General features: G+C 73.2%; 18 protein-coding genes. 10 read left to right on the forward strand and 8 right to left on the reverse strand.

The genetic code is table 11. From position 1 onward, the window contains the following. Nucleotides 1–109 precede the first annotated feature (109 nt). Nucleotides 110–1,480: a 4-aminobutyrate--2-oxoglutarate transaminase gene (gene gabT, locus OSB71_RS01410; protein WP_265943218.1), complete on the reverse strand. Its 1,371-nt coding sequence runs from the start codon at nt 1,478–1,480 to the stop codon at nt 110–112. A 635-nt stretch (nt 1,481–2,115) separates the two neighbouring features. Here gabT and OSB71_RS01415 point away from each other — a divergent pair. Both OSB71_RS01415 and OSB71_RS01420 read left to right on the forward strand, forming a co-directional pair. Further along, nucleotides 2,116–4,506 (forward strand): type IV secretory system conjugative DNA transfer family protein, encoded by a 2,391-nt coding sequence (locus tag OSB71_RS01415; protein ID WP_265943220.1) that lies wholly within the window; start codon nt 2,116–2,118, stop codon nt 4,504–4,506. A gap of 100 nt (nt 4,507–4,606) precedes the next feature. After that, nucleotides 4,607–6,247 (forward strand): PucR family transcriptional regulator, encoded by a 1,641-nt coding sequence (locus tag OSB71_RS01420; protein WP_265943363.1) that lies wholly within the window; start codon nt 4,607–4,609, stop codon nt 6,245–6,247. Nucleotides 6,248–6,583: 336 nt separating this feature from the next. On the opposite strand, the gene OSB71_RS01425 is transcribed toward OSB71_RS01420, so the two are convergent. Next, on the reverse strand, nt 6,584–7,918 hold the full coding sequence (locus tag OSB71_RS01425; protein WP_265943222.1) for a M14 family metallopeptidase: 1,335 nt from the start codon (nt 7,916–7,918) through the stop codon (nt 6,584–6,586). A 239-nt stretch (nt 7,919–8,157) separates the two neighbouring features. Here OSB71_RS01425 and OSB71_RS01430 point away from each other — a divergent pair, with 239 nt between their 5' ends. Continuing rightward, entirely contained in the window at nt 8,158–9,612 is a 1,455-nt protein-coding gene (locus tag OSB71_RS01430) for an aldehyde dehydrogenase family protein (RefSeq protein ID WP_265943224.1), read from the forward strand. Nucleotides 9,613–9,871: 259 nt separating this feature from the next. Then, nucleotides 9,872–11,803: an acyl-CoA dehydrogenase family protein gene (locus OSB71_RS01435; protein ID WP_265943226.1), complete on the forward strand. Its 1,932-nt coding sequence runs from the start codon at nt 9,872–9,874 to the stop codon at nt 11,801–11,803. A gap of 676 nt (nt 11,804–12,479) precedes the next feature. Here OSB71_RS01435 and OSB71_RS01440 read toward each other — a convergent pair. The 6 genes from OSB71_RS01440 to OSB71_RS01465 form a co-directional block, all read right to left on the reverse strand. Then, nucleotides 12,480–13,013: a hypothetical protein gene (locus OSB71_RS01440; RefSeq protein ID WP_265943228.1), complete on the reverse strand. Its 534-nt coding sequence runs from the start codon at nt 13,011–13,013 to the stop codon at nt 12,480–12,482. A gap of 208 nt (nt 13,014–13,221) precedes the next feature. Further along, complete coding sequence (locus tag OSB71_RS01445; RefSeq protein WP_265943230.1) at nt 13,222–13,737, reverse strand: hypothetical protein; 516 nt, start codon at nt 13,735–13,737, stop codon at nt 13,222–13,224. Between the two features lie 215 nt (nt 13,738–13,952). Continuing rightward, nucleotides 13,953–14,474 carry a hypothetical protein gene (locus OSB71_RS01450; protein ID WP_265943232.1) on the reverse strand — a complete coding sequence of 174 codons (522 nt, stop codon included), beginning with the start codon at nt 14,472–14,474 and terminating at the stop codon, nt 13,953–13,955. An 8-nt stretch (nt 14,475–14,482) separates the two neighbouring features. Next, nucleotides 14,483–16,729, reverse strand: a complete 2,247-nt coding sequence (locus OSB71_RS01455) for a hypothetical protein (RefSeq protein WP_265943234.1) — start codon at nt 16,727–16,729, stop codon at nt 14,483–14,485. 16 nt (nt 16,730–16,745) lie between these two features. Beyond that, on the reverse strand, nt 16,746–17,201 hold the full coding sequence (locus OSB71_RS01460) for a hypothetical protein (RefSeq protein ID WP_265943236.1): 456 nt from the start codon (nt 17,199–17,201) through the stop codon (nt 16,746–16,748). Between the two features lie 204 nt (nt 17,202–17,405). Beyond that, complete coding sequence (locus tag OSB71_RS01465) at nt 17,406–17,597, reverse strand: DUF2795 domain-containing protein (protein ID WP_265943238.1); 192 nt, start codon at nt 17,595–17,597, stop codon at nt 17,406–17,408. A gap of 680 nt (nt 17,598–18,277) precedes the next feature. Between OSB71_RS01465 and dxr the strand changes: the two genes are divergently transcribed. From dxr to OSB71_RS01495, 6 genes are all read left to right on the forward strand, one after another. Then, complete coding sequence (dxr, locus tag OSB71_RS01470; RefSeq protein ID WP_265943240.1) at nt 18,278–19,540, forward strand: 1-deoxy-D-xylulose-5-phosphate reductoisomerase; 1,263 nt, start codon at nt 18,278–18,280, stop codon at nt 19,538–19,540. Next, nucleotides 19,537–20,841: a M50 family metallopeptidase gene (locus OSB71_RS01475; protein ID WP_265943242.1), complete on the forward strand. Its 1,305-nt coding sequence runs from the start codon at nt 19,537–19,539 to the stop codon at nt 20,839–20,841. Before dxr ends, OSB71_RS01475 begins: the two co-directional genes overlap by 4 nt. 148 nt (nt 20,842–20,989) lie before the next feature. Continuing rightward, entirely contained in the window at nt 20,990–22,144 is a 1,155-nt protein-coding gene (gene ispG / locus OSB71_RS01480) for a flavodoxin-dependent (E)-4-hydroxy-3-methylbut-2-enyl-diphosphate synthase (RefSeq protein ID WP_265943244.1), read from the forward strand. Nucleotides 22,145–22,931: 787 nt separating this feature from the next. Next, nucleotides 22,932–23,777, forward strand: a complete 846-nt coding sequence (locus OSB71_RS01485) for a GNAT family N-acetyltransferase (RefSeq protein WP_265943246.1) — start codon at nt 22,932–22,934, stop codon at nt 23,775–23,777. 81 nt (nt 23,778–23,858) lie between these two features. Further along, on the forward strand, nt 23,859–24,491 hold the full coding sequence (locus OSB71_RS01490; protein ID WP_265943248.1) for a TetR/AcrR family transcriptional regulator: 633 nt from the start codon (nt 23,859–23,861) through the stop codon (nt 24,489–24,491). Between the two features lie 381 nt (nt 24,492–24,872). Then, nucleotides 24,873–26,399 (forward strand): FAD-dependent monooxygenase, encoded by a 1,527-nt coding sequence (locus OSB71_RS01495; RefSeq protein ID WP_265943251.1) that lies wholly within the window; start codon nt 24,873–24,875, stop codon nt 26,397–26,399. Nucleotides 26,400–26,426: the final 27 nt, after the last annotated feature.

Here is a 26,426-nt window from a genome sequence, read left to right on the forward strand (position 1 = left end):
GGCGATGACCGAACGGCCATCGCCCTCCCACATCTCCTTCACCGGGCCGCCCCGGGGGCCGCGGGCGGTCCGGCGCGGTCCGGCGTCCCCGGTGCCGGTCCGCGGCCGGTCAGGCCAGCTCGGCGAGGGCGTTCTCCAGGACGTCCAGGCCCTCGGTGAGCAGGTCCTCGCCGATGACCAGGGGCGGCAGGAAGCGCACGACGTTGCCGTAGGTGCCGGTGGTCAGGATGAGCAGGCCGGCCTGGTGGCAGGCGGCGGCGAGCTTGCCGGTCAGCTCGGTGTCCGGCTCCTTGGTGCCGGGCCTGACCAGCTCGATGGCGATCATCGCCCCGCGGCCGCGGACGTCGCCGACGGCCGGGTGGTTCTCGGCCATCTTGGCCAGCCGGGGCTTCATGACCTCCTCGATGCGCCGGGCCCGCGCGTTCAGGTCCAGCTCCCGCATCGTCTCGATGGCACCCAGCGCGGCGGCGCAGGCCACCGGGTTGCCGCCGTAGGTGCCGCCCAGACCGCCGGAGTGCGCCGCGTCCATGATCTCCGCGCGCCCGGTGACGGCCGCGAGCGGCAGGCCGCCCGCGATGCCCTTGGCGGTGGTGATGAGGTCGGGGACGACGCCCTCGTCCTCGCACGCGAACCACTGGCCGGTGCGGCAGAAGCCCGACTGGATCTCGTCGGCGACGAAGACGATGCCGTTGTCCCTGGCGAACTCCGCGATGCGCGGCAGGAAGCCCTTGGCGGGCTCGATGAAGCCGCCCTCGCCGAGCACCGGCTCGATGACGACGGCAGCCACGTTCTCCGCGCCGACCTGCTTGCCGATCTGGTCGATCGCCTGGGCCGCGGCCTCCTCCGCGCAGTTGTCCGGGCCGGTCGGCCAGCGGTAGGGGTAGGCGACCGGCACCCGGTACACCTCGGGCGCGAACGGGCCGAAGCCGTGCTTGTACGGCATGTTCTTCGACGTGAGCGCCATCGTGAGGTTGGTGCGGCCGTGGTAGCCGTGGTCGAAGACGACGACGGCCTGCCGCTTGGTGTACGCGCGGGCGATCTTGACCGCGTTCTCCACCGCCTCGGCGCCGGAGTTGAACAGCGCGGACTTCTTGGCGTGGTCGCCCGGGGTGAGCTCGGCCAGGGCCTCGGCGACGGCCACGTACGGCTCGTACGGCGTCACCATGAAGCAGGTGTGCGTGTAGTCGGCGAGCTGCTCGGTGGCCCGGCGCACGACGGCCTCCGCGCTGTTGCCGACGGACGTCACGGCGATGCCGGAGCCGAAGTCGATCAGGGAGTTGCCGTCGACGTCCTCGATGACGCCGCCACCGGCCCGCCGTACGTAGACCGGTAGCACGTTGCCGACGCCGTCCGCCACCGCCGCCTGCTTGCGCGCGTGCAGCTCCTGCGACTTCGGGCCCGGGATCGCGGTCACGACGCGGCGCTCCTGCGGGAGCGCCGGGCCCCCGGTCTGGGCGGACTGCGGGGTGGTAGAGGTCATCGCGCTCTCCTTGGTGTGGATGGGGAGGGAAATCGGAAGAAAGGGGGGAGAAGGTGTGGTCCGCTCCTCGCAGGCTAGGGCCAGCGACACGGGCGGGACATGCACCGCTGCGTAAAAGTCGGCAGGGCGTGTTGGCCACGGCGGACAGGTCCCGGCCGGGGCCCGCCGGAGTGCCCGGCCCGTGCGTCCGCGGGGGACGCGAGACCGCACGGGCGCACGGCGCGAGGGTCTAGATTGGGGCCGCGAACGCAGTGTTGACGGCACGACACCCGGGCGAGCAGGGGGCGGAGCGGCAGATGAGCGCGGACGGCAGCGCGGGCGGCGTCGGCGGCGGACGGCACGGAGCCGCCCGGAACCCGGGCCCACCACGCGGTGACGCCCGCTTCGGCGGCGGCGCTCCGGGCGGCGGTGTGCACGGCGGCAGCGCGCCCGCGGGCGGCGCGTACCCCGGCGGCGCGCGGGGCGGCGGCGCGCCCGCGGGCGGTCCGTACGGCGGCGGCGCGCCGGGGGACGGGCGGCACGGGGCCGCACCGCCCGGGAGCACCCCGCCCGGGGCCGCACCGCCCGGGAGCACCCCGCCCGGGGCCGCGCCACCCGGTGGCGGGTCGGGCGCGGGGTGGCGGGGGAGCGCGGAGGTGCCCGTCGTACCGCCGCCTCCCGCGGCGCCGCCGCTGCCCCGGCAGGCACCGCGCGCCACCGCGCCCCTGGTCGCCTGGTTGCGCACCCCGCGCCCCGAGGCGGAGCCCGGCGTCTGGCGCTACGGCCACCAGCCGCGTCCGGCCGACGAACCCGAGGAGCTGCCCGAGCGCCAGCTCCTGGGGGGCGCGCTGCTGGCGCTGGTCTGCCTGCTGCTGGCGGCCTCGCTCACGCTGAACGAGTACCTGCCGTTCGTCGGCTGGGTCTACGCGGCCCTGCCCAGCTCCTGGTACGACGGCGGCGGTTCGGCGTTCCTGACCCTGCTGCTCTCCTACGCGGTGGACGTCCTGCTGCTCGCCCCGATGGTCTGGCTCGCCGCGCGGTCCGGCCGCTGGGCGCGGGTGGGGCACCGGTACGCGCCCGAGCGCTGGCGCCGCCGGGCCGCGCGCGCCCGGCGCCTGCTCGTCCCGCCGCGCCGCCACCGCCGCGCCCTCACCGCGCTGCTGGGGGCCGCCGTGGTGTGGGCGCTGTGCTTCAGCGCCGGCGGCTGGACGTTCTGGCTGGCCCCCCTGAAGTGGCTGACGCCGACCGGCTGGCGGGAGCCGGTGGAGATCACGCCGTACGTCGTCGCCTACAACGTCTACTACGCGCTGTTCACCCTCGCCCTGCTGGTTCTCGCCGCCCGGGTCGGCGGCTGGCGCGCGCTGCTGCGGCGCCGTGCCCAGGGCACGCCGGAGGCCGGGCGGCCCTGGACGCCGATGCCCGAGCGCGATCCGCGGGCCCGCCTGGAGGAGTGGCCGGAACTGCGCGCGGCCGGCCTCGCCGACGCCGCCGACCGGCTCACCGCCGACGTGCACTCCGGGCGCGCCACCGACCTGGACTACGTGCGCGTGGAACGGGCGTGGCACGGGGCACGCGCCCGGCCCGACGCGCTGCCCGGCTTCGCCCGCGCCGTGCTCGACCAGGGCGCCGCCGCGTTCGCCCACCCCTCCCGGGCCCGCGACCTGCCCGTGCGCACGGCGCGGCACGACGTGCTGACCGGCCAGGTGCGCATCGGGGCGGCCGTGGACGACCGGCGCAACCCCTACCGGTTCCGCGGCTGCGCGCTCGCCCTGGACCCGTCGCTGCTGGGCACCTCCCTGCTGGCCGTCGGGCCGCCCGGTTCGGGCAAGACCGGCCGCATCGTGCGCCCGGCCGTCGAGGCGCTGTGCCTGCGGGCACTGACCGGCCAGGCCGCCGTCGTCGCCGTCGGCACCGCCCGCGCCGCGCTCGCCCCCGACGACGCCTTCGACGTCGTCGTGCGCCCCGGCGACCCGCGCTCCACCCACGACCTCGACCCCTACGGCGGCAGCACCGACCCCGACGAGGCCGCCGCCCTGCTCACCGAGGCCCTGCTCGGCCCGGACGCCGACGACCGCCGCGAGGGCGCCCAGCGCACCGGGCGGGCGGCGGCGGCCGCGCTCGCCCAGGTGCTCGGGCCCTACCAGGCCGCCCACGGCCGCTTCCCCGCCCTGCGCGCCCTGCGCGACCTGCTCGACGGCAACCCCGTCGCCGTCGCCGCGCTGCGCGAAGCGCTGGACGCCGCCGGGGAGTTCGGCCAGCAGCGGGAGCTGGACGCGCGCACCCGCGGCGCCGGGCGCCCCGACGACGTCGGCGCCCTGCTGGCCGACCGCATCGCCGTGCTGCTGCGCCCGGCCTTCGACGGCTTCTTCGGCAGCGCGCCGCCGGGCAGCGGGCCGCACCCGTTCTCCCTGCGCGCGCTGGAGCACCCGCTGCGGGTGCGCGTGGACCTGCCCGAGCGCGGCCACGCCGAGGCGTCGCGCATCCTCGCCCGCCTGGTGCTGGCCCAGTTCACCGCCGCCGTCACCGCGCGCGAGGACCGCTCGCGCTTCGCCTGCCTGGTCCTGGACGACGCCGAGCACACCGTCACCGCCGACGCGGTGCGCGGGCTGCGGCGGCTGCGCTCGGCCAACGCCGGCGTCCTGCTGGCCCTGCGCACGCTGGACGACGTGCCGCGTGAGCTGCGCACGGCGCTGTTGGGCACCGTCGGCTGCAAGGTGTCGCTGGCCGGGGTCACCACGTGGGACGGCGAGGTCTTCGCCCAGGCGTGGGGCCAGGAGTGGGTGGAGGCGGAGTCCGTCACCCGCAACCCCGACTTCTCCGGCGGCACCCTGCGCCGCGGACTGCGCGCGGTGCGCTCCGCGTTCACCGGCGTGCGGGCCACCACCACGTCGGTGACGGTGCGCCGGGAGCGCCGCGAGCGGTGGTCCGCGTCCGACCTGGCCCACCAGGTCCCGCCGGGCCACGCCGTGCTCTCGGTCACCTCCGTCACCGGGGCGGCCGGGCCGCCCGTACTGGCCCGCCTCGGAGACACCGGCCCTGTACAGTGAGGCGCATGCGGGGGACGGCCGCGCTACTCTACGGCTAAAACCAGCCATGTTGTCCTCCGCAGTCGACGGCCGCAGCAGGCCGCAGAACGGGTCCGCCGCCATGCAGCCCACACTCCGCAGCCTCGTCCAGCACTCGGCGCTGAAGCTGGCCGTCCTGACCGGGTCGGACCGGCTGGACGTGCCCGTCCGCTGGGCGCAGGTCAGCGAGCTGGAGGACCCGGTCCCGTACCTCGACGGCGGGGAACTGCTGCTCGTCACGGCGATGAAGCTGGACGCCGAGGACCCGGCGGCGATGCGCCGCTACGTGCGGCGGCTGACCCGCGCCGGCGTGGTCGGCCTCGGCTTCGCCGCCGGGGTCAACTACGAGCGGGTGCCGGACGCCCTTGTCGACGCGGCCCGCGCCGCCGACTTCCCGCTCCTGGAAGTGCCCCGGCGCACCCCGTTCATCGCGATCACCAAGGCGGTGTCCGCGGCCATCGCCGCCGAGCAGTACCGCTCGGTGACCGCCGGGTTCGAGGCCCAGCGGGAGCTGACCCGGGCCGCCCTCGCCGCCGAGGGGCCCACCGCGCTGCTGGGCCGGCTCGCCGCCCACGTGCGCGGCTGGGCGGCCCTGTTCGACGTCTCCGGGGCGCTCGTCGCCGCCGCTCCGGCGTGGGCGGCGCGCCGCGCCGGGCGGCTCACCGCCGACGTGGAGCGGCTGCGCGACCGGCCGGCCCCGGCCAGCGCCGTGGTCAGCGCCCCCGCGGCCGCCGAGGACGCCGACGACCGGGTGGAGCTCCAGTCCATCGGCTCCGGCCGCCGCATCCGGGCCGTCCTCGCCGTCGGCACGGGCGCGCCGCCCGGCACCGCCGAGCGCTACGCCGTCAACTCCGCGATCGCCCTGCTGACGCTGACCACCGAGCGCTCCCGCGCGCTCCAGGAGGCCGAACAGCGCCTGGGCGGCGCGGTGCTGCGCATGCTGATGGCCGGTGAGGCCGAGCACGCCCGCGCCGTCGCGGGCACGCTCTACGGCGGACTGCTGGACGTCCCGCTGCGCCTGGCCGTCGCCGAGCGGACCTTCGGCAACGGCGCCGCGAAGAGCGCCGCGCGCGGGTCGGGCCCGCGCGCCGGTGAAGGCTCCGGCGCCGCCCCGGAGCCGCTGGCCGCGCTCGCCGACGCGGTGGAGGCCGCCGCCGCGCGCAGCGGCGAGTCGGTGCTCGCGGTGCCCGACGGCGCCCGGCTGGTGGTGCTCGCGGTGGACGGCGGCGCCGCGATCGCCGCCTGCGCCGAGCAGGTGCGCACGGCCGGGGGTGAGGGGGAGGGGCCGGTCGCCGTCGGCGTCTCCGCCCCGACCGGCATCTCCGCCACCGCCACCGCCTTCAAGCAGGCCGAGCAGGCGCTGTCGGTGGCCCGGCGGCGCGGCGCCGCGCTGGTGGAGCACGAGGAGATGGCCGCCGGTTCGGTGCTGCCACTGCTGGCCGACGACGCGGTGCGGGCGTTCGCCGACGGCGTGCTGCGGCCCCTGCGCGAGCACGACGCCAGCGGCCGGGGCGACCTGGTGGCCTCGCTGCGCGCCTGGCTGTCCCGGCACGGCCAGTGGGACGCCGCGGCGGCCGACCTGGGCGTGCACCGGCACACCCTGCGCTACCGGATGCGGCGCGTGGAGGAGATACTCGGCCGCTCCCTGGACGATCCGGACGTGCGCATGGAGCTCTGGCTCGCCCTGAAGACCGCCCCCGCGCCCCCGGCGGACCGCCGCTGACCCCGCGGACGCCGCGGCGCGCGACCCGGGGGACGCCCGGACGCCCCCGGGGCGCGCGGCGGGCTGCGGCGCCGGGCGCGGCCCGGGGCCGGACGGGGGGACGGGCGCCGGGCGTCCGGCGCGGCCTGGCGGTGGACGCGGCCTGGTGGTGGACGCGGCGGGGCGGTGGACGGGTCGGGCTGCGACCTGCCGGGGTCCGGCGCGCCGGGTGCGTCCGGCACGCCGGGTCCGCGCGCTCCCGGCCCCGGACGGGCCGACGGGGGCGGACCCGGTGGGTCCGCCCCCGCGCGCTCCGTCACCGGCCCGGCGGCCGTCCGCCCGAGCCGTCGCCGGGCGTCACTGCGTGCAGTACTGCTGCTCCTTGCCGATCGAGCGGTACATGCAGTCCGCGTTCTCCAGCAGGATCAGCATCGCCTCGCGGTTGCGGGAGGTCTCCCGGTCGATGACGCTGCCCGGCGGGTAGAAGCCGCCCCCGCTGCTGGAGCGCGGGTACATCTCGAAGGTGTACGAGAAGATGCCCTGGTCGGCCCACATCCAGTCGTTGAAGCCACCGTCGGTGATGTACAGGTCGCTGGACTGCTGCGGGGTGTACCCGTTGCTGCGCGCCATCGCGGTGCCCACGGCGCGGAAGGCGGCCGCGTCGTCCCGGTCCAGGCCGGGCGCGGTGTCGCTGTAGGTGTAGCCGTAGGGCCACAGCACCAGCTCGCTGTAGGTGTGCCAGTCGATGTGCGCGGTGATCTGCTGCTCACCGCCGACGACCCGGCTGCGCACGAAGTCGGTGATGACCTTGGTCTCCGGGGCCGAACCCGGGCTGCTGCCCCGGTAGGTCTCCGAGTACGGCGAGCCGGAGGAGCCGCCGCAGCAGCCCCACTGGTAGGGGAAGTTCCGGTTCAGGTCGGTGCCGACGTAGCCCCAGCCCGCCGGCTGGCGGTTCTTGCGCCACATCCGGAACTGGCCGGACTCCATGTCGTAGACCTTGCCGTCCGGGTTGAGCACCGGCACGATCCACAGCTCCCGGCTGTCGAGCAGCGAGGTGACCTCCCGGTCGCTGCCGTAGCGGCTGCCGAACTCCTCCAGGGCGTACAGGGCCATCTCGGCCGTCAGGTGTTCGCGGGCGTGGATGTTGTGGGTGAACAGGACCTCGGGCTCGTCCTCGTCCCTGGCGGCGTTGTCGCTCACCTTGACGGCGACGATGTCCCGGCCCTGGTAGGACTTCCCGATGACCTTCTTGGTCATCAGCTGCGGGTACTGCCGCACGAACCGGTCCACGGCCGCCATGGTCTGGGCGTAGCTGTGGTAGTCCGAGGGGCCCTGCGCGTGCACGGTCTCCTCGGCGGCGGCGGTCAGCGGGGTGATCCGGTAGCCGTGCTGCTTGAGCCGCGCGGCCTCCGCGGTGCTGGCGGTGACGACGACGGAGTCCGCGCGGACCTCGTCGATCGCCGTGCCCAGCCGCGTCACCGCGGTCCGTTCGGCGGGCGTGCTGACGCCGCTGATCTCGTACTGCCGTTGGGTCTGCCGGTCCGCGGGCGAGGCGGCCGCCGTGCGCGGGGTGGCGCTGTCCGCGCCGCCCGCGGTGGAGGCGGTCGCCTGCGCACCGAGCGGTACGGCCAGGGCGAGGGCGATGAGTGCGGCGGTGGAGGTGGTCCACCTGCCGGCTTTGGTCAGGCGCATCGAATCTCCTGGGGTGTCCAGAACGAGACGGTGGGGGTAGCGCTGTGCGGCGCCATCCTGACGCGCTGACATGCCTAGGTCAATGACCAACGCGGATCCCTGACGAAGCGGAGCGACACGCGCGCCCACTACGCCGCGCCGGACAAGACACCCCGCGTCGCGCTGCCCCTACCGTGGCTTTCGTCCACCCACCCGTTCATCGACCCGTTCCATGACGATCCGGAAGGCCGGTACTCGCAGTGACCACAGCGACTTCCACGCACCCGTTCTGGCTCGCCGGCCGCGAGGCGACCGGTGACGACACCCTTGAGGTCACCTCCCCCTGGGACGGCCGGACCGTCGGCCGGGCCGGCGTGCCCACCGACGCGCAGGTCGAGGAGGCGGTCGCCGCGGCCGCCGCCGCCACGGCCGAGTTCTCCGCCACCCCCGCCCACGTCCGCGCCGCCGCGCTCGACCACGTGGTGCGCCGCCTGGGCGAGCGGGCCGAGGAGATCGCCCAGCTCATCTCCGCCGAGAACGGCAAGCCCGTCAAATGGGCCCGCGGCGAGGTCGGCCGGTGCGTGTCCGTCTTCCGGTGGGCCGCCGACGAGGCCCGCCGCTTCAACGGCGGCGAGGTCCAGCGCCTGGACTCCGACGCGGGCGGCGTCGGCCGCCTGGCGCTCACCCGCCGCTTCCCGCACGGCCCCGTCCTCGGCATCGCGCCGTTCAACTTCCCGCTGAACCTGTGCGCCCACAAGGTGGCCCCCGCGATCGCCGTCGGCACGCCGATCATCCTCAAGCCCGCCCCCGCCACCCCGCTGTCCGCGCTCCTCCTCGGCGAGCTGCTGGCCGAGACCGAGCTGCCCGCCGGCTCCTGGTCGGTGCTGCCGGTCGCCAACGAGAAGATGCCCGCTCTCGTCCAGGACGAGCGGCTGCCCGTCATCTCCTTCACCGGCAGCGAGCCGGTCGGCTTCGCCATCCTCGACTCCGTGCCGCGCAAGCGCGTCACCCTGGAGCTCGGCGGCAACGGCGCGGCCGTCGTGCTGGGCGACTACGGCTCCGAGGCGGACCTGGACTGGGCCGCGCAGCGCATCGCCACCTTCTCCAACTACCAGGGCGGGCAGTCCTGCATCTCCGTGCAGCGCGTCATCGCCGACGCCGCCGTGTACGACCGGCTGGTGCCCAAGGTCGTCGCGGCCGTCGAGGCGCTGGGCGTGGGCGACCCCTCCGACGCGGCCACGGACGTCGGCCCGCTGGTGAACGAGGCCGCCGCACAGCGCGTGGAGTCCTGGGTGAACGAGGCCGTCGACGCCGGGGCCCGCCTGCTCACCGGTGGCAAGCGCGACGGCGCCACCTTCGCGCCGACCGTGCTGGAGAACGTCCCGGCCGACACCCAGCTCGGCTGCGAGGAGGTCTTCGGGCCCGTCATGAGCTTCACCCGGGTCGAGGGCGAGGAGGCCGCCTTCGCGGCGGCCAACAACTCCAAGTACGGCCTCCAGGCGGGCGTGTTCACGCACGACGTGCAGGCCGCCTTCCGCGCCCACCGCGCGCTGGAGGTCGGCGGCGTCATCGTCGGCGACGTGCCCTCCTACCGCGCGGACCAGATGCCCTACGGCGGTGCCAAGCAGTCCGGCGTCGGCCGTGAGGGCGTGCGGTTCGCCATGGAGGACTACACCTACGAGCGCGTCCTCGTCCTCACCGGCCTCGACCTGTAACCGGCACCGCCCCACCGGCGCCCGCCCGCCACCCGCCCGCGCGGCGGGTGGGCGGGCGGCGGGTGGGACGCGGCGGGCACGGGACACCGGGCGACGCCGGGTGGGCGCACGGGCCGCGCGGGCCGCGGTCGCCCCGCGCCCGCCGTTCGGACCACAACCTGCGGCGCCTCCCGCATGAACACACCGAATCGGGTACATACGCCTCAGTAGCACCGGCCGGTAGGCGACCGGGAACCCTGCGACCCGACGAGGTGAGCCGATGTCCGCCGCACCCTCCAGCTCCAGCCCCCGCGACGTCTCCGAACGCGAGGCGCGCGACGTGGCCGAGGCCGCGCGCGAACAGGACTGGCGCAAGCCGAGCTTCGCCAAGGAGCTCTTCCTCGGCCGCTTCCGCCTCGACCTCGTCCACCCCCACCCGCGGCCCGACGCCGACAGCGTCCGCCGCGGCGAAGAGTTCCTCGCCGCCCTGCGCGACTTCTGCGAGACGCGGGTGGACGGCGGCCTCATCGAACGCGAGGCCCGCATCCCCGACGAGGTCGTGGCCGGACTGCGCGAACTCGGCGCACTCGGCATGAAGATCGACACCCGGTACGGCGGTCTGGGCCTGAGCCAGCTCTACTACAACAAGGCGCTCGCCCTGGCCGGTTCGGCCAGCCCCGCCATCGGCGCCCTGCTCTCGGCGCACCAGTCGATCGGCGTCCCGCAGCCGCTGAAGGCCTTCGGCACCCAGGAGCAGCGCGACCGCTTCCTCCCGCGCTGCGCCACCACCGACATCTCCGCCTTCCTGCTCACCGAGCCCGACGTCGGCTCCGACCCCGCGCGGCTGGCCACCACCGCGACGCCCGACGGCGACGACTACCTGCTCGACGGCGTCAAGCTGTGGACCACCAACGGGGTCATCGCCGACCTGCTCGTCGTCATGGCCCGGGTACCGGAGTCCGACGGCCACCCCGGCGGCATCAGCGCGTTCGTCGTCGAGGCCGACTCCCCGGGCATCACCGTGGAGAACCGCAACCGGTTCATGGGCCTGCGCGGCATCGAGAACGGCGTCACCCGCTTCCACCAGGTGCGCGTCCCGGCCGCCAACCTCGTCGGCGGAGAGGGCGCCGGCCTGAAGATCGCGCTCACCACGCTCAACACCGGCCGCCTGTCCCTGCCCGCACTGTGCGTCGGCGCCGGCAAGTGGTGCCTGAAGATCGCCCGCGAGTGGTCGGCCGAGCGCGTGCAGTGGGGCAAACCGGTGGCCCGGCACGAGGCCGTCGGCGCCAAGATGTCCTTCATCGCCGCCACCACCTTCGCCCTCGAGGCCGTCCTCGACCTCTCCTCCCAGATGGCCGACGAGGAACGCAACGACATCCGCATCGAGGCCGCGCTCGCCAAGCTCTACGGCTCCGAGATGGCCTGGCTCATGGCCGACGAACTCGTGCAGATCCGCGGCGGACGCGGCTACGAGACGGCCGACTCCCTCGCCGCCCGCGGCGAACGCGGCGTCCCCGCCGAACAGATGCTGCGGGACCTGCGCATCAACCGCATCTTCGAGGGCTCCACGGAGATCATGCACCTGCTCATCGCCCGCGAGGCGGTCGACGCCCACCTCAAGGCCGCCGGAGACCTCATCGACCCGGAGAAGGCGCTCGCCGACAAGGCCAGGGCCGGCGCCCGCGCCGGCGGCTTCTACGCCCGCTGGCTCCCCCGCCTCCTGGCCGGGCCCGGCCAACTCCCGCACGCCTACAGCGACTTCGGCCCGCTCGCCGAACACCTGCGCTACGTCGAGCGGCACTCCCGCCGGCTCGCCCGCGCCACCTTCTACGCCATGTCGCGCTGGCAGGGGAAGATGGAGTCCAAACAGGGCTTCCTCGGCCGGATCGTCGACATCGGCGCCGAACTCTTCGCGATGAGCGCCGCCTGCGTCCGCGCCGAGAAGCTCTCCCAGGACAACGACCACGGCCGCGAGGCCCACCAGCTCGCCGACGCCTTCTGCCACCAGTCCCGGCTGCGCGTCGAGGAACTCTTCACCCGCCTGTGGAAGAACACCGACGACCTCGACCACAAGGTCGTCCGCGGCGTCCTCGACGGCGCCTACACCTGGCTCGAAGCCGGCATCACCGACCCCTCCACCGACGGCCCCTGGATCGCCTCCACCACCCCGCCCCCCACCCCCCACGACAACCTCCACCGCCCCATCCCCTGACCCCCGCCCGGTGCTGCCCTGGTCACCGAACCAGGGCAGCACCGCACCCACCACCCTCCTGCGGCCGCAGCAGAGGCGCCGCTGTCCCACAGGGGCAACGTCCTCACCGGGCAGTTCCTCCACGTCGAAAACAAGGGGCTTTTCAGCTACGGCGGCGGGGGACAAGGGGTGTTCGACGGGCTGAACGTCAGCTCGGAGGACGGTCACGTTGCCTACGTGCAACCCACACCGCTCAAGCCCAGCTACGTTGCCGGTCCGCTTTTCTTCCACCAGTGTGTCCTCTGGAGCGGAGGAACGGTCCGATAGTTTCCGGCTGAACGGGCAGGTCGCAGATGCTCCGGGGCGTCTCGTATTCCTGTTGCTTTCCGCGGGCGGTGCTCAGGAGCGCCAGCGCCAGTGCAGGCGAGCGAAGAAGGTCTCATTGCTCCGCAGCCGAAGAAACCGCCAGACCAGCATTCGCCGCAACGAGACGCGTTCTTCTGGTGAGAGGTATGGGTTCGGGTGTGAGCGGCGGGACAGGAGCCTCGGGACAGGAGCCTGGCGAAGCAACGTGAGTACCGGTCAGTTCGCCACGCAGGTATTTTGCGTTCCGCCTTCCTGAGAGCGGCACGAACGGTGTTTCCGGCCTTCGCCGCCACGCCTTTCTCACCCGGGAGCCCGTCCGGGCCAGTGAAGCTCACTTCCCTTCGCACGGCAGGGTTGCGACGAACGCCTCGCTGTACGCGCCAAGAAGCTCAACCATGGCACCTTTGTACTCCTCGACTTCTCCCTCTTCGGGCCCGGAGGTGCGGAGAGCGATCGAGTACAGCGCGGCCCCCCTCTGCTCGTTGCGGCATGGGACAACAACTGCGGCCCCGCTTCTCCACACGGCGTACCGCCCATCGGCGACCATGTCCGGGCTGTGTACGAGTCTCTCCTCCGCCGCGTCCTCAACGGTGAATCCCTCTTCTCTCCACTGCCCTCGGACGAGCAGGGGTCCCACGTCGTCGACGAAAAGCGTGCAACCGTAGTGCAACCCATCTCCGTAGCCATCGGATTCCACTTGCCTCAGTGTTTCACCCGGCGGCAGGAAGGGATCGATGAGGGCGCCCTTCACCGGCACCCCGCAAAGGTCCTCCGGAAGTGCGTAGTCACGCTGTCCTCCGCAGGCGCTGACAGCAAGAAGAGCTGCCGCGCCGACTACGGAAAGAGCCGAACGCCGAAGCTTCACTGTCCGCCCTCTTCCCAAGACGCCCCTGTATTGAAGCTGTCCCCGGCCGCGCCCTGCGCGCTTATCGTGAAGTCGCGCGAGGCGCTCCACACACTTGCCGTTATCTTGCGCGGGTTCCATGTGCTTTTCGTGCTACGCGCACTCCGAGTTTGCGCGTGCCTCGCTCGTGATCCCGACGCGATCTCCCGGCGCAACCCTGGCGCACGATTCAAGGTCGCGCGTGCGTGCACGTGGCCTCGCGTACCGCCTTCAGGTAGTGCGGTAGAAAATCGCTCAATGCCTTCTTCCGCGCGTCTTCATCTTGCGGGTGGGACGCTTCGATGACGAGTGAGTACTGCTTTTTCTGGTTGTTCTCGTCCATGCAAGAGAAAACAGTGGCTGCGCCCGTGTCCCACATAGCCGCGTTCTTCCCGGGCAGCTCTTCTACGTTGAAGGCGAGCAGCCGCTTCGCGACTTCGGTGGGCGTCACGTTCTTCTCGTGCGGCTTGACATCTGCGTACAAAACGGTGACGTTGTCGACGCGCAGTCCGCACCCTCGCAACCCTTTCCGGTTGCTCGTTCTTTCTTCTTGGGCTAATTCTTCTCCGGGAGGCAAGAACGGTGTGACAAGCCTGTGCTCTACAGTGCTTCCGCACAAACTGCGTGGAATCTCGTACTGCCTCTGTTCGCTACAGCCGAGAACGACTATCGAAATGGCTGACAATCCAAGAACTGAGCGGAGCATTGCTCTCAGTGTGTCCTCCAGGAATTCGGCTGGGCGCCGGCTACGGGTGACTTGAGTAGCTCAGTTTCCACAGGGGCTCCGCAGAGATCTCATGGCAGGAAGTATTCGCATGCCGTGTCGCGATTCTTCGCCGCGCACAGGGGGCTGCCACTCAGAGAAAGAGGTAGGGCAGGGCCTTTCGTCATCTACCTGGCCTGCCGCTGTGGTGATGAGCGTCACTTCTCGGCGCAAGGCAAACTGTCGACCAGGGCCTCACTGTATACGTCGATGAACCGCAGGAGTGCGTCCTTGTGTTGCTCGGTCTCTTCCTTATCGGGATGCGGGGTGGCGAGAATGACAGAATACGAGTGAGCCTCTTTCTCTTGGTTTCGACAGGAGAGCACTGCGGCAGCCCCCGTGTTCCACACGGCGTGGCTGCTTCCTCGTGGCCGGTCGGGCCTGTGGACGAGTTTCTCCGCTGCGGCGTCCTGCACGGTGAAGCCAGTATCTCGCCACTGGCCTCGCACGGTGAGGGTCGCTGACCTGTCGACGATGAGACTGCAGCCGTACAGCATGCCGCCCCCGAAACTTTCCGTTTCCTGCTGTTCTAGCGTGTCACCGGCTGGCAGGAACGGTTTCATGAGCTCCGTCGGCACTGGAATCCCACACAAGTCATCGGGAAGCGCGTACTCGCGCTGGGCGGAACACGCGGCGGTGACGAGGATCAACAAGGACACCGATGCCAGCACTTTGGCCATGGAGCACTTCACTGTCCACCCTCGTTCCAAGCGGCTCCAGTGTTGAAGCTGTCTCCCGCCGCAACTCGGGCGCTGGTTTTGAGATCGCGCAGAGTGTCCTCATTGATGTTTGCATTGCTCCGGGCGGCGCGATCGACAGCAAGTTCTGCTGCTGAAATGGTCCCATGGCGACCGCTGTTGTAATCCGCGTCGCCCTTTTCTTTGGCTTCGTTAAGACTGTCTTTTTCTGCCTTCTCGACAACGCTGTTCGTCACTTCTTCGACGATCCAGCCAATCGGCTCTCCGGCTACGGGAATGAGTCCCGCAGCTCCTCCGATGATGCGTTCTGTCCATTTCGCTTTTTCCTGGGTTGCTTTTACGAATTCCTCGTGTGACTCGTAGGCTGAATTGGCTCGTGCCTCGCTCATGATGCCCGCGATAACGGAGCCCGAGGTGACCGCGTTGGTTACTCGGTCATTCATGTCCAGCGTAGACTTCGAAGGTCCGTTGAGTGCCTGATCCACCAAGACCCCGGTATAAGCTTGTTGCGCGTTGGTGATGGCTCCGTAGGCGTCAGGCTCCTTGCCGACGACGGACAAAAAGTTCTGAGCCTTGGACGGATCGAACGATGCTGCGCTGCCAAAGGGTGGATAGGTCGATGTATCGCCCGTCTGGCCCATGTACATGACACGCTGGAAGTCGGGCATGTAGTCAGAGGTCATCTCGCCGAAACTGTCGCGGAGTGCGGCCAAAGGGGCTCCGTCGTCGATAAGTGCGGGCTGACTGCCGAACATCTCGACGATCCTTTGGGTGAGCTGTGCGGCGTCGGCGGAGTGCCAAGGCGCTCCCGCGGTGAGGTCAGCGTCGTGGGGGCGGCCGGTGGTGGCGGCTTCGAGGGCGTGGCCGAAGGCGTCGGGGCCGTGGTCGAGGCTGTCGTTGAACAGGGCTTCGGATGCCTGGTCGGCCGGCCAGTGGAAGTCCTTGTTCGCCATGAGATCGAAGTAGTTGTCGAACCCCAGGGTGCCCTTCGGGGCGGGGGTGCCGTCTTCGCGGTAGGCGGTCGGGGGGTCGGTGAAGAAGCGTTCCGCGGCCTCCGGGCTGTTGCCGAGGGCCTCCAGGACGCTGGTCAGGGGGACGAAGCCGCTGCCGAGGTCGCCGGAGGGGTTGAAGCCCAGGGGGTCGTCCGTGAGCGGGGCGTTCCGGGCGAAGAGCGAGGGGTTCGTGTCGTGGAGCTGGACGACGTGCTCGGCGATCGGGTTCAGGAAGCCCGGGTCGTAGTCGCCGTAGCGGAGGAGGCCGCCGAGGACCTGGTAGCCGTAGGGGTTCTCGTGGGCGTAGGTCGTGCTCAGCTCGATCTGCTGCGTGCCCAGCCTGCGGAACTCCTCGCTCCAGCTTTCGGGCAGGTGGTGCTTGGGGCCGTCCAGGCCGGGCGGGGCGTCCGGCTCCGTGGCGTTGGCCAGGGTGTGGCCCAGGTTGCGCTGCATCTCGGCGAGGGCCTTGGTGCGGGTCTCGCTCGCCTCGTGCGGATCGTCGCGCACCATCCGCGCGTAGAACTCCAGCGACTCCTTCGGGCCGCCGAGCCCCTTGTAGAAGCGGGTGGCGAACTCGCCGTCGGGTTCGGTGCCGTTGTACTTCACGAGGCGGTTGAACTCAGCGAGCTGCCGGTCGGTCATCTTCGGGCCGAGCGCGGCCAGTTCCAGTGCTCGTTCGGCCTCGGCGTGGTCGAGGGAGTCGTACTCGGTGTGGCCGAAGTTGTACATGTCCGCGCCGCCGTAGCTCCGGCGCAGGGCCTGGGCGGCGGTGGTGTCGATCTCCTCGGCGCGGCTGAGCACGTCGTTGATGCGTTTCTGGAACCCCTTGGCGTCAGCCTCGCACGCCTTGAGGGCCTCGTCCGTGTAAGGGCCGGTCAGTGCGGCGCTGCAGGTCACCGTGCCATCGCCGTTGTCGGTGATGCGCACGCTGCTCGATCCGGCCTCCCGCGCGACGGTCCTGAGGTCGGACTGAAGGCCGGAGAGATCCGTGTACGTCTCGTTGAGCACGTTGTAGACGCTGCGGGCCTCGGCGAGCGCGTCGCCGAACTCCTTCGCCGTCTTCCGCACGAACTCGCGGGTGACGGTGGCGTTGACTCCGGCCCACTCCGCGCGTTCCGACTTGGCGAGCATGTCGTCCCGTGCGGCGTCGTCCAGCGTGCCGAGGCGGTCGACCATGTCCTTCCAGTCGTCCACCGCGTGGCTCAGGGTGGTCAGGGGGACTTCGCGCAGGTCCGTGTACGTCACTTTGGCCACGGTCGCCTCACCGGAACTCGCGGTCGAGCCAGGCGATCGGGGACGCGGAGCCGTCGCGCCTGCGCATGACCGCCTCGATCTCGGCCTCGTCCTCGGCGTGGCGCTGCTTGGTGTAGTCCAGGTGGTTGGAGATGTGCGCGCAGGCCTGCAGGAGCGCCGTGCGCTGGCTGTTCCATACACCCGCCGTCATGGTGAGGCCGCGGCCGAGGTCGAAGCCGTGCGAGTCCAGCGTGCGGCCGGCCTTCGCGGTGGACTCCGAGGCGACGTCGCCGTCCCTGTCGAACCGCTGGAAGAGTGCGAAGGCGGCGTTGCCGACGGCCCCGAGGTCATCCTGGCGGACGACCAGGTCGTGCGGCCCGCCGTGGGTGCCTCCGCCGGGGTCCAGCGTGTTCAGCCGCATGGCGGTCTGGTTCTTCTCCGCCGCGGCGGCGCTCGCCCGCGCCCACTCGTCGTCGAACGACACGTGTCCCGCGCCCCTCCCCTTGGCTCGCCACGCTGTGCGAGCGTGAAGTTACCAGCAGGTGGGGACGTGGTCTCGGCGCCGACGGCGTGGAGCGGCGGTTTCCGGCCAGGTGGGAGCCCTGGAGGGGCCCGGGGTCCGCCGCCGGACGCGCGGCGAGCGCCGCGGCGGGGTGCCGGGCGCTCGCGCTGGGTCGCGGGGTGCGGGCTACTGGTCGAAGACGGCCTTCTGCACCTTGTCGGGGCCGTCGAAGGAGTTCTCCTTGAGCTGGGAGATCTGGTCGACGAGGCCCTTGTCGGCGCCGTTGTCCTTGGCCTTCTTCACCAGCTCGTCCCGCGAGGACGGGTACTCCACGCCCTTGAGGGCCTTCTGCAGATCGATGGGGTTGGGCTGCGCCATAGTCTTCTCCTGTCCCGCCGCCCCGGGTGCGGGCGGACGGAAGCCGGGGGTACCCGGGCCTCCGCCCGGAAAACCGGCGCCTGGTCCACTCGGGTGACCGCGGGCGCCCTGGTCCCTGCCGCCAGCCGGTCCCCGCGCAGGCCGTGACGCGGGCCCGCCCGGCAGCGTCCCGCGCGGCGCAGTACGGCTCCGCCCCCACGCCGTGGAGCCCGGCGCCGTCGCCTCGTGACGCCCGGGGCGCCGCGTGCACCCGGTCGCCGTCCCCGGCGCTGCGGCTGGAGCGGCACCGCGTGGTCGCCGCGTCGGTGCTCGGCTCGCCGGCCGGCGCCGGAGGCCCTCCTTCCCCTCCGGCCGAAAGCCCGCTGACCGCTGCGTGCGCGTGGCGGGGCTCAGCGCGGCGGCACCTCACGCGTCGAGGGCACACCGCGCGCCTTACACCCTTTCGGGGCCGCGCCTGTCCAGCGGCGTGAGCGGCGTCTCTCGGCTGGCGGCCTCTCCTCCCCCCCCGGGCCACGCGAAGGCGAGGAGACGTGGGCCCACCGCCGGGGGGACGGCGGCACCCGCGCCGGGGCGGTGGCCGGCACCCGGGGCGCGCGTCCCGTGGCGGTGGGCGGAGCCGGGTGCGGGGGCGAGGCGGAGGCGGCGTCCACCGCGTCTCGTCCAGCGGACACAATGGGGGCATGACGGAGATGCTCGCTGACCCGCATGTCAGCTACCCCGTGGAGCACGGTACGGACGAGGGGCCACGGGACGTGGTGATCCTCGGGTCGACGGGGTCGATCGGAACGCAGGCCATCGACGTGGTGCTGGCCAACCCGGAGCGCCTGCGGGTGACGGGGCTGTCCGCGCACGGGGGCCGGATCGGGCTGCTCGCGGGTCAGGCGCACCGCCTGCAGGTCCGCACCGTGGCCATCGCCCAGGCGGACAAGGCCCCGGAGCTGCGGCAGGCGCTGCGCGCGGAGTACGGCCCGGGGGAGCCGATCCCCGAGGTGCTGGCCGGGCCGGACGCCGCCACGGAGCTGGCCGGCTCGCCGTGCCACACCGTGCTCAACGGCATCACCGGTTCCATCGGCCTGCGTCCCACCCTCGCCGCGCTGGAGGCCGGGCGCCTGCTGGCGCTGGCCAACAAGGAGTCGCTGATCGTGGGCGGCCCGCTGGTGAAGGCGGTGGCCAGGCCGGGTCAGATCATCCCCGTCGACTCCGAGCACTCGGCGCTGTTCCAGGCGCTGATGGGGGGCGCGCGGCGCGAGGTGCGCAAGCTGCTCGTCACCGCTTCGGGTGGTCCGTTCCGCGGGCGCACGCGCGCGGAGCTGGCGCACGTCACCCCGAAGGAGGCGCTCGCCCACCCCACCTGGGCGATGGGCCCGGTGATCACGGTCAACTCGGCGACGCTCGTCAACAAGGGGCTCGAGGTCATCGAGGCCCACCTGCTCTACGACGTCCCGTTCGAGCGCATCCAGGTGGTCGTCCACCCGCAGTCGGCGATCCACTCGATGGTGGAGTTCACCGACGGCTCCACCCTCGCCCAGTGCGGCCCCCCGGACATGCGGCTGCCGATCGCCCTCGCGCTCGGCTGGCCCCGGCGGGTGCCGGACGCCGGCCCCGTCTTCGACTGGACGCGGGCCATGAGCTGGGACTTCCACCCACTGGACGCGCGGGCCTTCCCGGCGGTGGAGCTGGCCGCGCACGTCGGCGCGCTGGGCGGCACCGCCCCGGCCGTCTACAACGCCGCCAACGAGGAGAGCGTGGAGGCCTTCCTCTCCGGCAGGCTGCCGTTCCCCGCCATCATGGATACGGTGGCGGCTGTGGTCGAGGAGCACGGCCGTCCGTCCGAGGCGGACCTGACGCTGGACGCCGTCCTCGACGCGGAGACGTGGGCGCGCGCACGCGCCCGCGAGCTGGCGGCACAGCACCGGACCACGACAGCGGAGGCCCGCGCATGACGGCACTCATGACCATCCTGGGGATAGTCGTCTTCGTCTTCGGCCTGCTGTTCTCGATCGCCTGGCACGAGCTGGGCCACCTGAGCACGGCGAAGATGTTCGGCATCCGCGTGCCGCAGTACATGGTCGGCTTCGGCCCGACGCTCTTCTCCCGGCGCAGGGGCGAGACCGAGTACGGCATCAAGGCGATCCCGCTCGGCGGCTACATCCGCATGATCGGCATGTTCCCGCCCGGTGACGACGGCAAACTGCGCCAGCGCTCCACCTCGCCGTTCCGCGGCATGATCGAGGACGCCCGCGCCGCGGCCTACGAGGAGCTGCGCCCGGGCGACGAGAAGCGGCTGTTCTACACGCGCAAGCCGTGGAAGCGCGTGATCGTGATGTTCGCCGGGCCGTTCATGAACCTGATCCTGGCCGTGGCGATCTTCCTCGGCGTGCTGATGACGTTCGGCATGAACACCACGACGACGACGGTCAGCACCGTCTCGGAGTGCGTCGTGGCCGCCGACGCGTCCACCGACACCTGCCCGCGGGACGCGCCCCCCACCCCGGCCAACGCCGCCGGACTGCGGGCCGGAGACCAGATCGTCGGCTTCAACGGCGCCGAGATCGACCGGTGGGACGACCTCCAGCAGCGCATCCGCGACGCCGAGGGCACCGTGACGCTCACCGTCCTGCGCGACGGCGAGCGCCTCACCCTGTCGGCCGAGCCGATCCAGAACAAGGTCACCAGGATCGACGACCAGGGCAACTACGTCGTCGGCGAGTACGTCACCGCCAGCTTCCTGGGCTTCGCCCCCGCGACGGGCGTGGTCCAGCACGACTTCCCGCAGGCCGTGGACCGCATGGGCGAGATGATGGCCGACGGCTTCGAGGCGCTCCTCGCCGTGCCGTCCAAGATCCCGGGACTGTGGGAGGCCGCGTTCAACGGCGGCGAACGCGCCCAGGACTCGCCGGTGGGCGTGGTCGGCGCCGCCCGGGTCAGCGGGGACATCTTCGCCCTGGAGATCCCGGCCACCCAGCGCGTGGCGATCATGCTCCTGCTGGTGGCCGCGTTCAACCTGTCGCTGTTCCTGTTCAACATGCTGCCGCTGCTGCCGCTGGACGGCGGGCACGTCGCCGGGGCGCTGTGGGAGTCGGTGCGGCGGTTCTCCGCCAAGCTGCTGCGGCGTCCGGACCCCGGCCCGTTCGACGTGGCCACGCTCATGCCCGTCGCCTACGTGGTGGCCGGGGTGTTCATCTGCTTCACGCTGCTCGTGCTCGTCGCGGACGTGGTGAACCCGGTCCGGCTCGCGGGGTAGCGCGGAGCGCACGGGGTTTGGGCCCGGCGCTGTCCCCCTTCGGGCGCAGCGCCGGGCTCGGTGTGCTGAGGGGGCGCTACGTGCCGTAATCTCGGGGCTGGAGCCTGCCGATCTCGGCACGTAGTACCACACCTTGGGGTTGCGCCAGATGACAGCGATCGCGCTGGGAATGCCGTCCGTACCGATCAAGCTCGCCGAGCGGCGCCCGAGCCGCCAGATCCAGGTCGGCTCGGTCGCCGTCGGCGGGGACGCGCCGGTGTCCGTCCAGTCGATGACGACCACCCGCACCTCGGACGTGGGCGCCACGCTCCAGCAGATCGCCGAGCTGACCGCCTCCGGCTGCCAGATCGTGCGGGTGGCCTGCCCGACGCAGGACGACGCCGACGCGCTGGCGACCATCGCGCGCAAGTCGCAGATCCCGGTCATCGCCGACATCCACTTCCAGCCGAAGTACGTGTTCGCCGCGATCGACGCGGGCTGCGCCGCGGTGCGGGTGAACCCGGGCAACATCAAGCAGTTCGACGACAAGGTCAAGGAGATCGCGCGCGCCGCGTCCCAGACCGGCACGCCCATCCGCATCGGCGTCAACGCCGGCTCGCTGGACCAGCGCCTGCTGCGCAAGTACGGCAAGGCGACGCCGGAGGCGCTGGTGGAGTCCGCGCTGTGGGAGTGCTCGCTGTTCGAGGAGCACGGCTTCCGGGACATCAAGATCTCCGTCAAGCACAACGACCCGGTCGTCATGGTCAACGCCTACCGGCTGCTCGCCGAGCGCTGCGACTACCCGCTGCACCTGGGCGTCACCGAGGCCGGTCCCGCGTTCCAGGGCACCATCAAGTCGGCCGTCGCCTTCGGCGCGCTGCTCAGCGAGGGCATCGGCGACACCATCCGCGTCTCCCTCTCCGCGCCGCCGGTGGAGGAGGTCAAGGTCGGCGCCCAGATCCTGGAGTCGCTCGGGCTGCGCGAGCGCGGGCTGGAGATCGTCTCCTGCCCCTCCTGCGGCCGGGCCCAGGTCGACGTCTACAAGCTGGCCGAGGAGGTGACGGCCGGGCTCACCGGCATGGAGGTGCCGCTGCGCGTCGCCGTGATGGGCTGCGTCGTCAACGGCCCCGGTGAGGCGCGCGAGGCCGACCTCGGCGTCGCCTCCGGCAACGGCAAGGGGCAGATCTTCGTCAAGGGCGAGGTCATCAAGACGGTGCCCGAGTCGAAGATCGTCGAGACGCTGATCGAGGAGGCGATGAAGATCGCCGAGGCGATGGAGGCCGAGGGCGAGCCCTCCGGCCCGCCCGAGGTCACGGTCGCCTGACGCACGGCGCCGGGCGGCGCGGCGCGACGGGGCGACCCGCGCCGGGTGGTGCCGCGCCCGGAGCCGCGCGCGCGGTCGGCGTGCGCTTGCCGTGCCCCGTGGCCCGGAGCCGCGCGCCGCGCGGGCGGAGGCGCGCCCTCGCCCGCGCGGCGCGCGCGGCGTGCGGCGGGCCGTGTGCGCTGTGCCGTGCCTGGGGTGCGTGGGGGGCGCGGCTCTGTGCCGTGCGGTGCGGGCCGGGGCGCGTCCTTGTGCCGGGGCGTGTGCTCCGCGGCGCGTTGCGGGCTGCACGCGCTGTGTCTGGGGCACACACGCGCTCTGCGCCGCGTCTCGCGCCGCCCCCTGTGCCCTGCCGTGGGTCGCCGTGGGCCGCGGCGTGGCGTGACGGACGCCTCCGCGGGGTGCCGGGCCGGGCGCGCCGTCTCGTGGGCCGCAGCACCGCGCGCTGGGCGCACCCGGAACCATGAAGCCGGGGCGCGCCGCCCTGTGCGTGCGAGCGGGTCGAGTGGGCGCCGTGCGCGTCGCGGACCGGTGGGGCCCGGGACGGCGCACGCCGGGGGCGCACGCCGGGGGCGGGCGCGGGCGGACGCCGGTGCGGCACGCGCCGGTTGCGCCGTGCGGGGCGTGCGGGACGCCCGTCGCCCGCCCAGGCGAGCGAGGCGAGTGGCTGGTTCGGGCCGGGAGCGGTGGGGTGCCCGGCAGGGGTACAGTGCGGAGAATCTCCCCGTGAGGGTTCGTTTCCCGGCCCGGCCCCCGGCAGGGCCCCGCACTGTGAGGCACCTTTTCGCACGTGTTGACGACGACTTCGACCCGGCCACTGACGCCCGGGGATCTCGACGAGGCGCTGGCCGTGCTGGGCCGGGAACCCGTCGCCAACGCCTTCGTCGCCGCCCGGGTGCGCGCCTCGGGGCTGGACCCGTGGCGGCTCGGTGGGGAGATGTGGGGCTGGTACAGCGGCGGACGGCTGACCTCGCTGTGCTACGCGGGCGCCAACCTCGTCCCCGTGTGCGCCGGGCCGGAGGCCGTGGCGGCGTTCGCCGAGCGGGCCCGCCGCCAGGGTCGGCGGTGTTCGTCGATCGTCGGCCCCGCCACCGCCACCGCCGCGCTCTGGCGGCACCTGGAGCCGCACTGGGGCCCGGCCCGCGCGGTCCGCGCCCACCAGCCGCTGATGGTGGCCGAGGTGCCCTCCGCGACGGTGGCACCGGACCCCGGGGTGCGCCGGGTGCGCAAGGACGAGCTGGAGAGCGTGCTGCCCGCGTGCGTCGCGATGTTCACCGAGGAGGTGGGCGTCTCCCCGCTGGCCGGGGACGGCGGCCTGGTCTACCAGGCGCGGGTCGCCGAGCTGGTCGGCTCCGGGCGGGCCTTCGCGCGGTTCGAGGACGGCAGGGTGGTGTTCAAGGCGGAGATCGGCGCCGTCACCGCCGAGGCCTGCCAGATCCAGGGCGTGTGGGTGGCCCCGGAGCGGCGCGGGGAGCGGTTGTCCGTGCCGGGCATGGCGGCCGTGCTGCGGTTCGCGCTGGCCGAGTTCGCACCGGTCGCCAGCCTCTACGTCAACGACTTCAACACCGCCGCCCGGGCCGCCTACCGGCGGGTGGGGTTCCGCGAGGTCGGCGCGTTCATGAGCGTGCTGTTCTGAGCGGGTGGCGGAGGCGGCGTCCGGCCCGCTGAAGTCCGGTACCGTTGAATTCCTTGTCGACCCGCACGGAGGTGACCCGCGGTGGCTGCCGACGAGCGCGGGGCCGCGCCCAAGCGCACCGGTCGCAGGCCCGGTGCGACCGTGAGCCGGCAGGCGATCCTCCAGGCCGCCCAGTCGCGCTTCGCTGAGCAGGGCTACGGCGGGGCCTCGGTCCGGGGGATCGCGCAGGACGCCGGGGTGGACGCGGCCCTGGTGCACCACTTCTTCGGCTCCAAGGAGGGGCTGTTCACGGCGTCGATCCACGACGCGCTGCACCCGCGGGTCGTCGTCGCGGCGGTGCTCGACGGCGGGGTGCGGGGCACGGGGGAGCGGCTGCTGCGCGCGTTCCTCGGGCTCTGGGAGGGCGAGCCGACGTCCCGGCAGATGCGCGGCATCCTGCGCTCGGCCGTCTCGCACGAGGCCGCGGCCCGGATGCTGCGCGAGTTCCTCACCGGGGAGGTCCTCGCCCCCATCGCGCGGGCGGCGGGGAAGGACGAGCCGGAGGTGCGGGCGTCGCTGGTGGCCTCGCAGCTCGTCGGGCTGGCGATGACGCGCTACCTGGTCCGCGTCGAGCCCCTGACGGCGATGTCCCCGGACCAGGTCGTCGCGGCCGTCGCCCCCACGCTCCAGCGCTACCTCACCGGCCCCCTCCCCGGCCCCGCCCCCGACGCCTGAGCCCGCCGCCCGTCGCCTGCCCGGCGGGCGCCGCCTGCCACCGCGCTCGCTCGACGGGCCTGGTCCCGTCGTGGGCGCCGGGCGGGCACCGTCTCCGGGTTCGCGGCTGCCGCCTGAGCGGCCGTGCGCGCCGCCCCGCCCGTGCCCGCCGCTCGTCGCTGCCCGTCGCCTGAGACCGGCGCCCGCCCACCCCCGGTTCCGGGGCGCGCCGGCCGCCCGGTGTCCGGCGTCGTGCCGGCCTCCCCGAATGGCGCCGGGCGCCACCCGGCCGACCCGGTGCCGGTTGTTGCCCCGGAAACTCAACACTTGTAGAGTTCATCACGTGGTGAGTTTCCGCGCCGAGAGGACGCGGAGACCCCCGTCCTGGAGAGGAGCACTCCCGTGGCATCCACCCGAGGTGAGCACGTCCTCATCGCCGGAGCCGGGCCGACCGGCCTGTGCCTGGCCGGCGAACTGGCGCTCGCCGGCGTCCGCTGCACGGTCGTCGAACGCCGTACCCACCGCAGCCGGGAGTCCCGGGCCCTCGGCCTGCAAGCCCGCACCATGGAGCTGCTCGACCAGCGCGGGCTGGCCGACACCGTGCTGGCGCGGGGCAACGTGGTGCCCCAGCTGCGCGTCAGCGTGGTCGACTCACCGCTCGACCTGGGCCGGCTGCCCAGCCGCTACCGGCACGTGACGGTTCTTCCGCAGGGCGAGACGGAGGAGGTCCTGGAGGCCCGGGCCCGGGAGCTCGGGGTCACGATCGAACGGGGCGTCACGCTCACCGGCTGCGCCCAGGAGGGGGACGAGGTGGTCTGCCGGCTGGAGTCCGGCGACCGGCGGTGGGAGGAGCGGGCCGCCTGGGTGGTCGGCTGCGACGGCGCGAAGAGCCGCGTCCGCGAGGCGATGGGCGTCGGGTTCGCGGGGGAGACGTACCCGTTCCCGATCGTCGTCGCCGACGTGCGGCTGGGGGCGCCGCCGCCGGAGGACCTGCTCGTCCAGGTGGGGCGCGCGGGCGCGGTGGTGTGCGTCGCCTTCGGCGACGGCTGGCACCGGGTGGCCCTCGTCGACCCCGCCGGGCGCTGGTCGGAGCGCCCGGTCGAGCCCGGGGAGCTGCGGACGGCGCTGACCGGCTTCTTCGGCCGCGACCTCGCGCCGGGCGAGCCCCGCTGGACGTCCCGCTTCCGGCTCCACGAGCGTCAGGCCACCGCCTACCGCCGGGGCCGCGTGCTCCTGGCCGGGGACGCCGCCCACGTGCACTCCCCGCTCGGCGGCCAGGGGCTGAACCTCGGGCTCGCGGACGCGGTGAACCTGGGCTGGAAGCTGGCCGCCGTCGCCCGGGGCACGCTGCCGGAGAGCCTGCTGGACACCTACGAGGAGGAGCGGTACCCGGTCGCCGCCGGCGTCATCGCGGCCACCGACCGCGCCACCCGGCTGCTCACCTCCGGCGCGCCGCCCGCCCGCCTCGCCCGCTGGGCCGGCCTGTCCGCGGTCACGGGCGTCCCGGCCCTGCGCCGGCGCGCCGTCCGGCAGTTCTCCGGGCTCGCCGTCGCCTACCGCAGTGCGGCCGACCCGCACAGCCCCCGGGGCACCGCCGGGCACCGCGTCCCGGACCTGAGCGTGCGCACCGCCTCCGGGGCGGACGAGCACCTGCACCGCGCGCTGCGCGCCGGCCGGTTCGTCCTGCTCGACCAGGGGGAGGGGGACCCCGTGGAGCTCCCCGCGCCGTGGGACGACCTGACCACCGTCGTCCGCGGGCGGATCGGCGCGGCCGAGGGCCCGTGGCCGCGCTGCGAGGCCATTCTGGTGCGGCCCGACGGCTACTGCGCCTGGGCCGGTCCCCGCGAGCGGGCCGCCGCCGCGGTCGCCGCCCTCTCGCGCCGCTGGGGCGCGGCGCCGACCGGAGCGCCGAAGGCCGCGGGGGACTGATCCGGCCGACGCCGCCGACGTACGCTC

The sequence above is a fragment of the Streptomyces marinisediminis genome (genome assembly GCF_026262575.1).
GTDB lineage: Bacteria > Actinomycetota > Actinomycetes > Streptomycetales > Streptomycetaceae > Streptomyces > Streptomyces marinisediminis.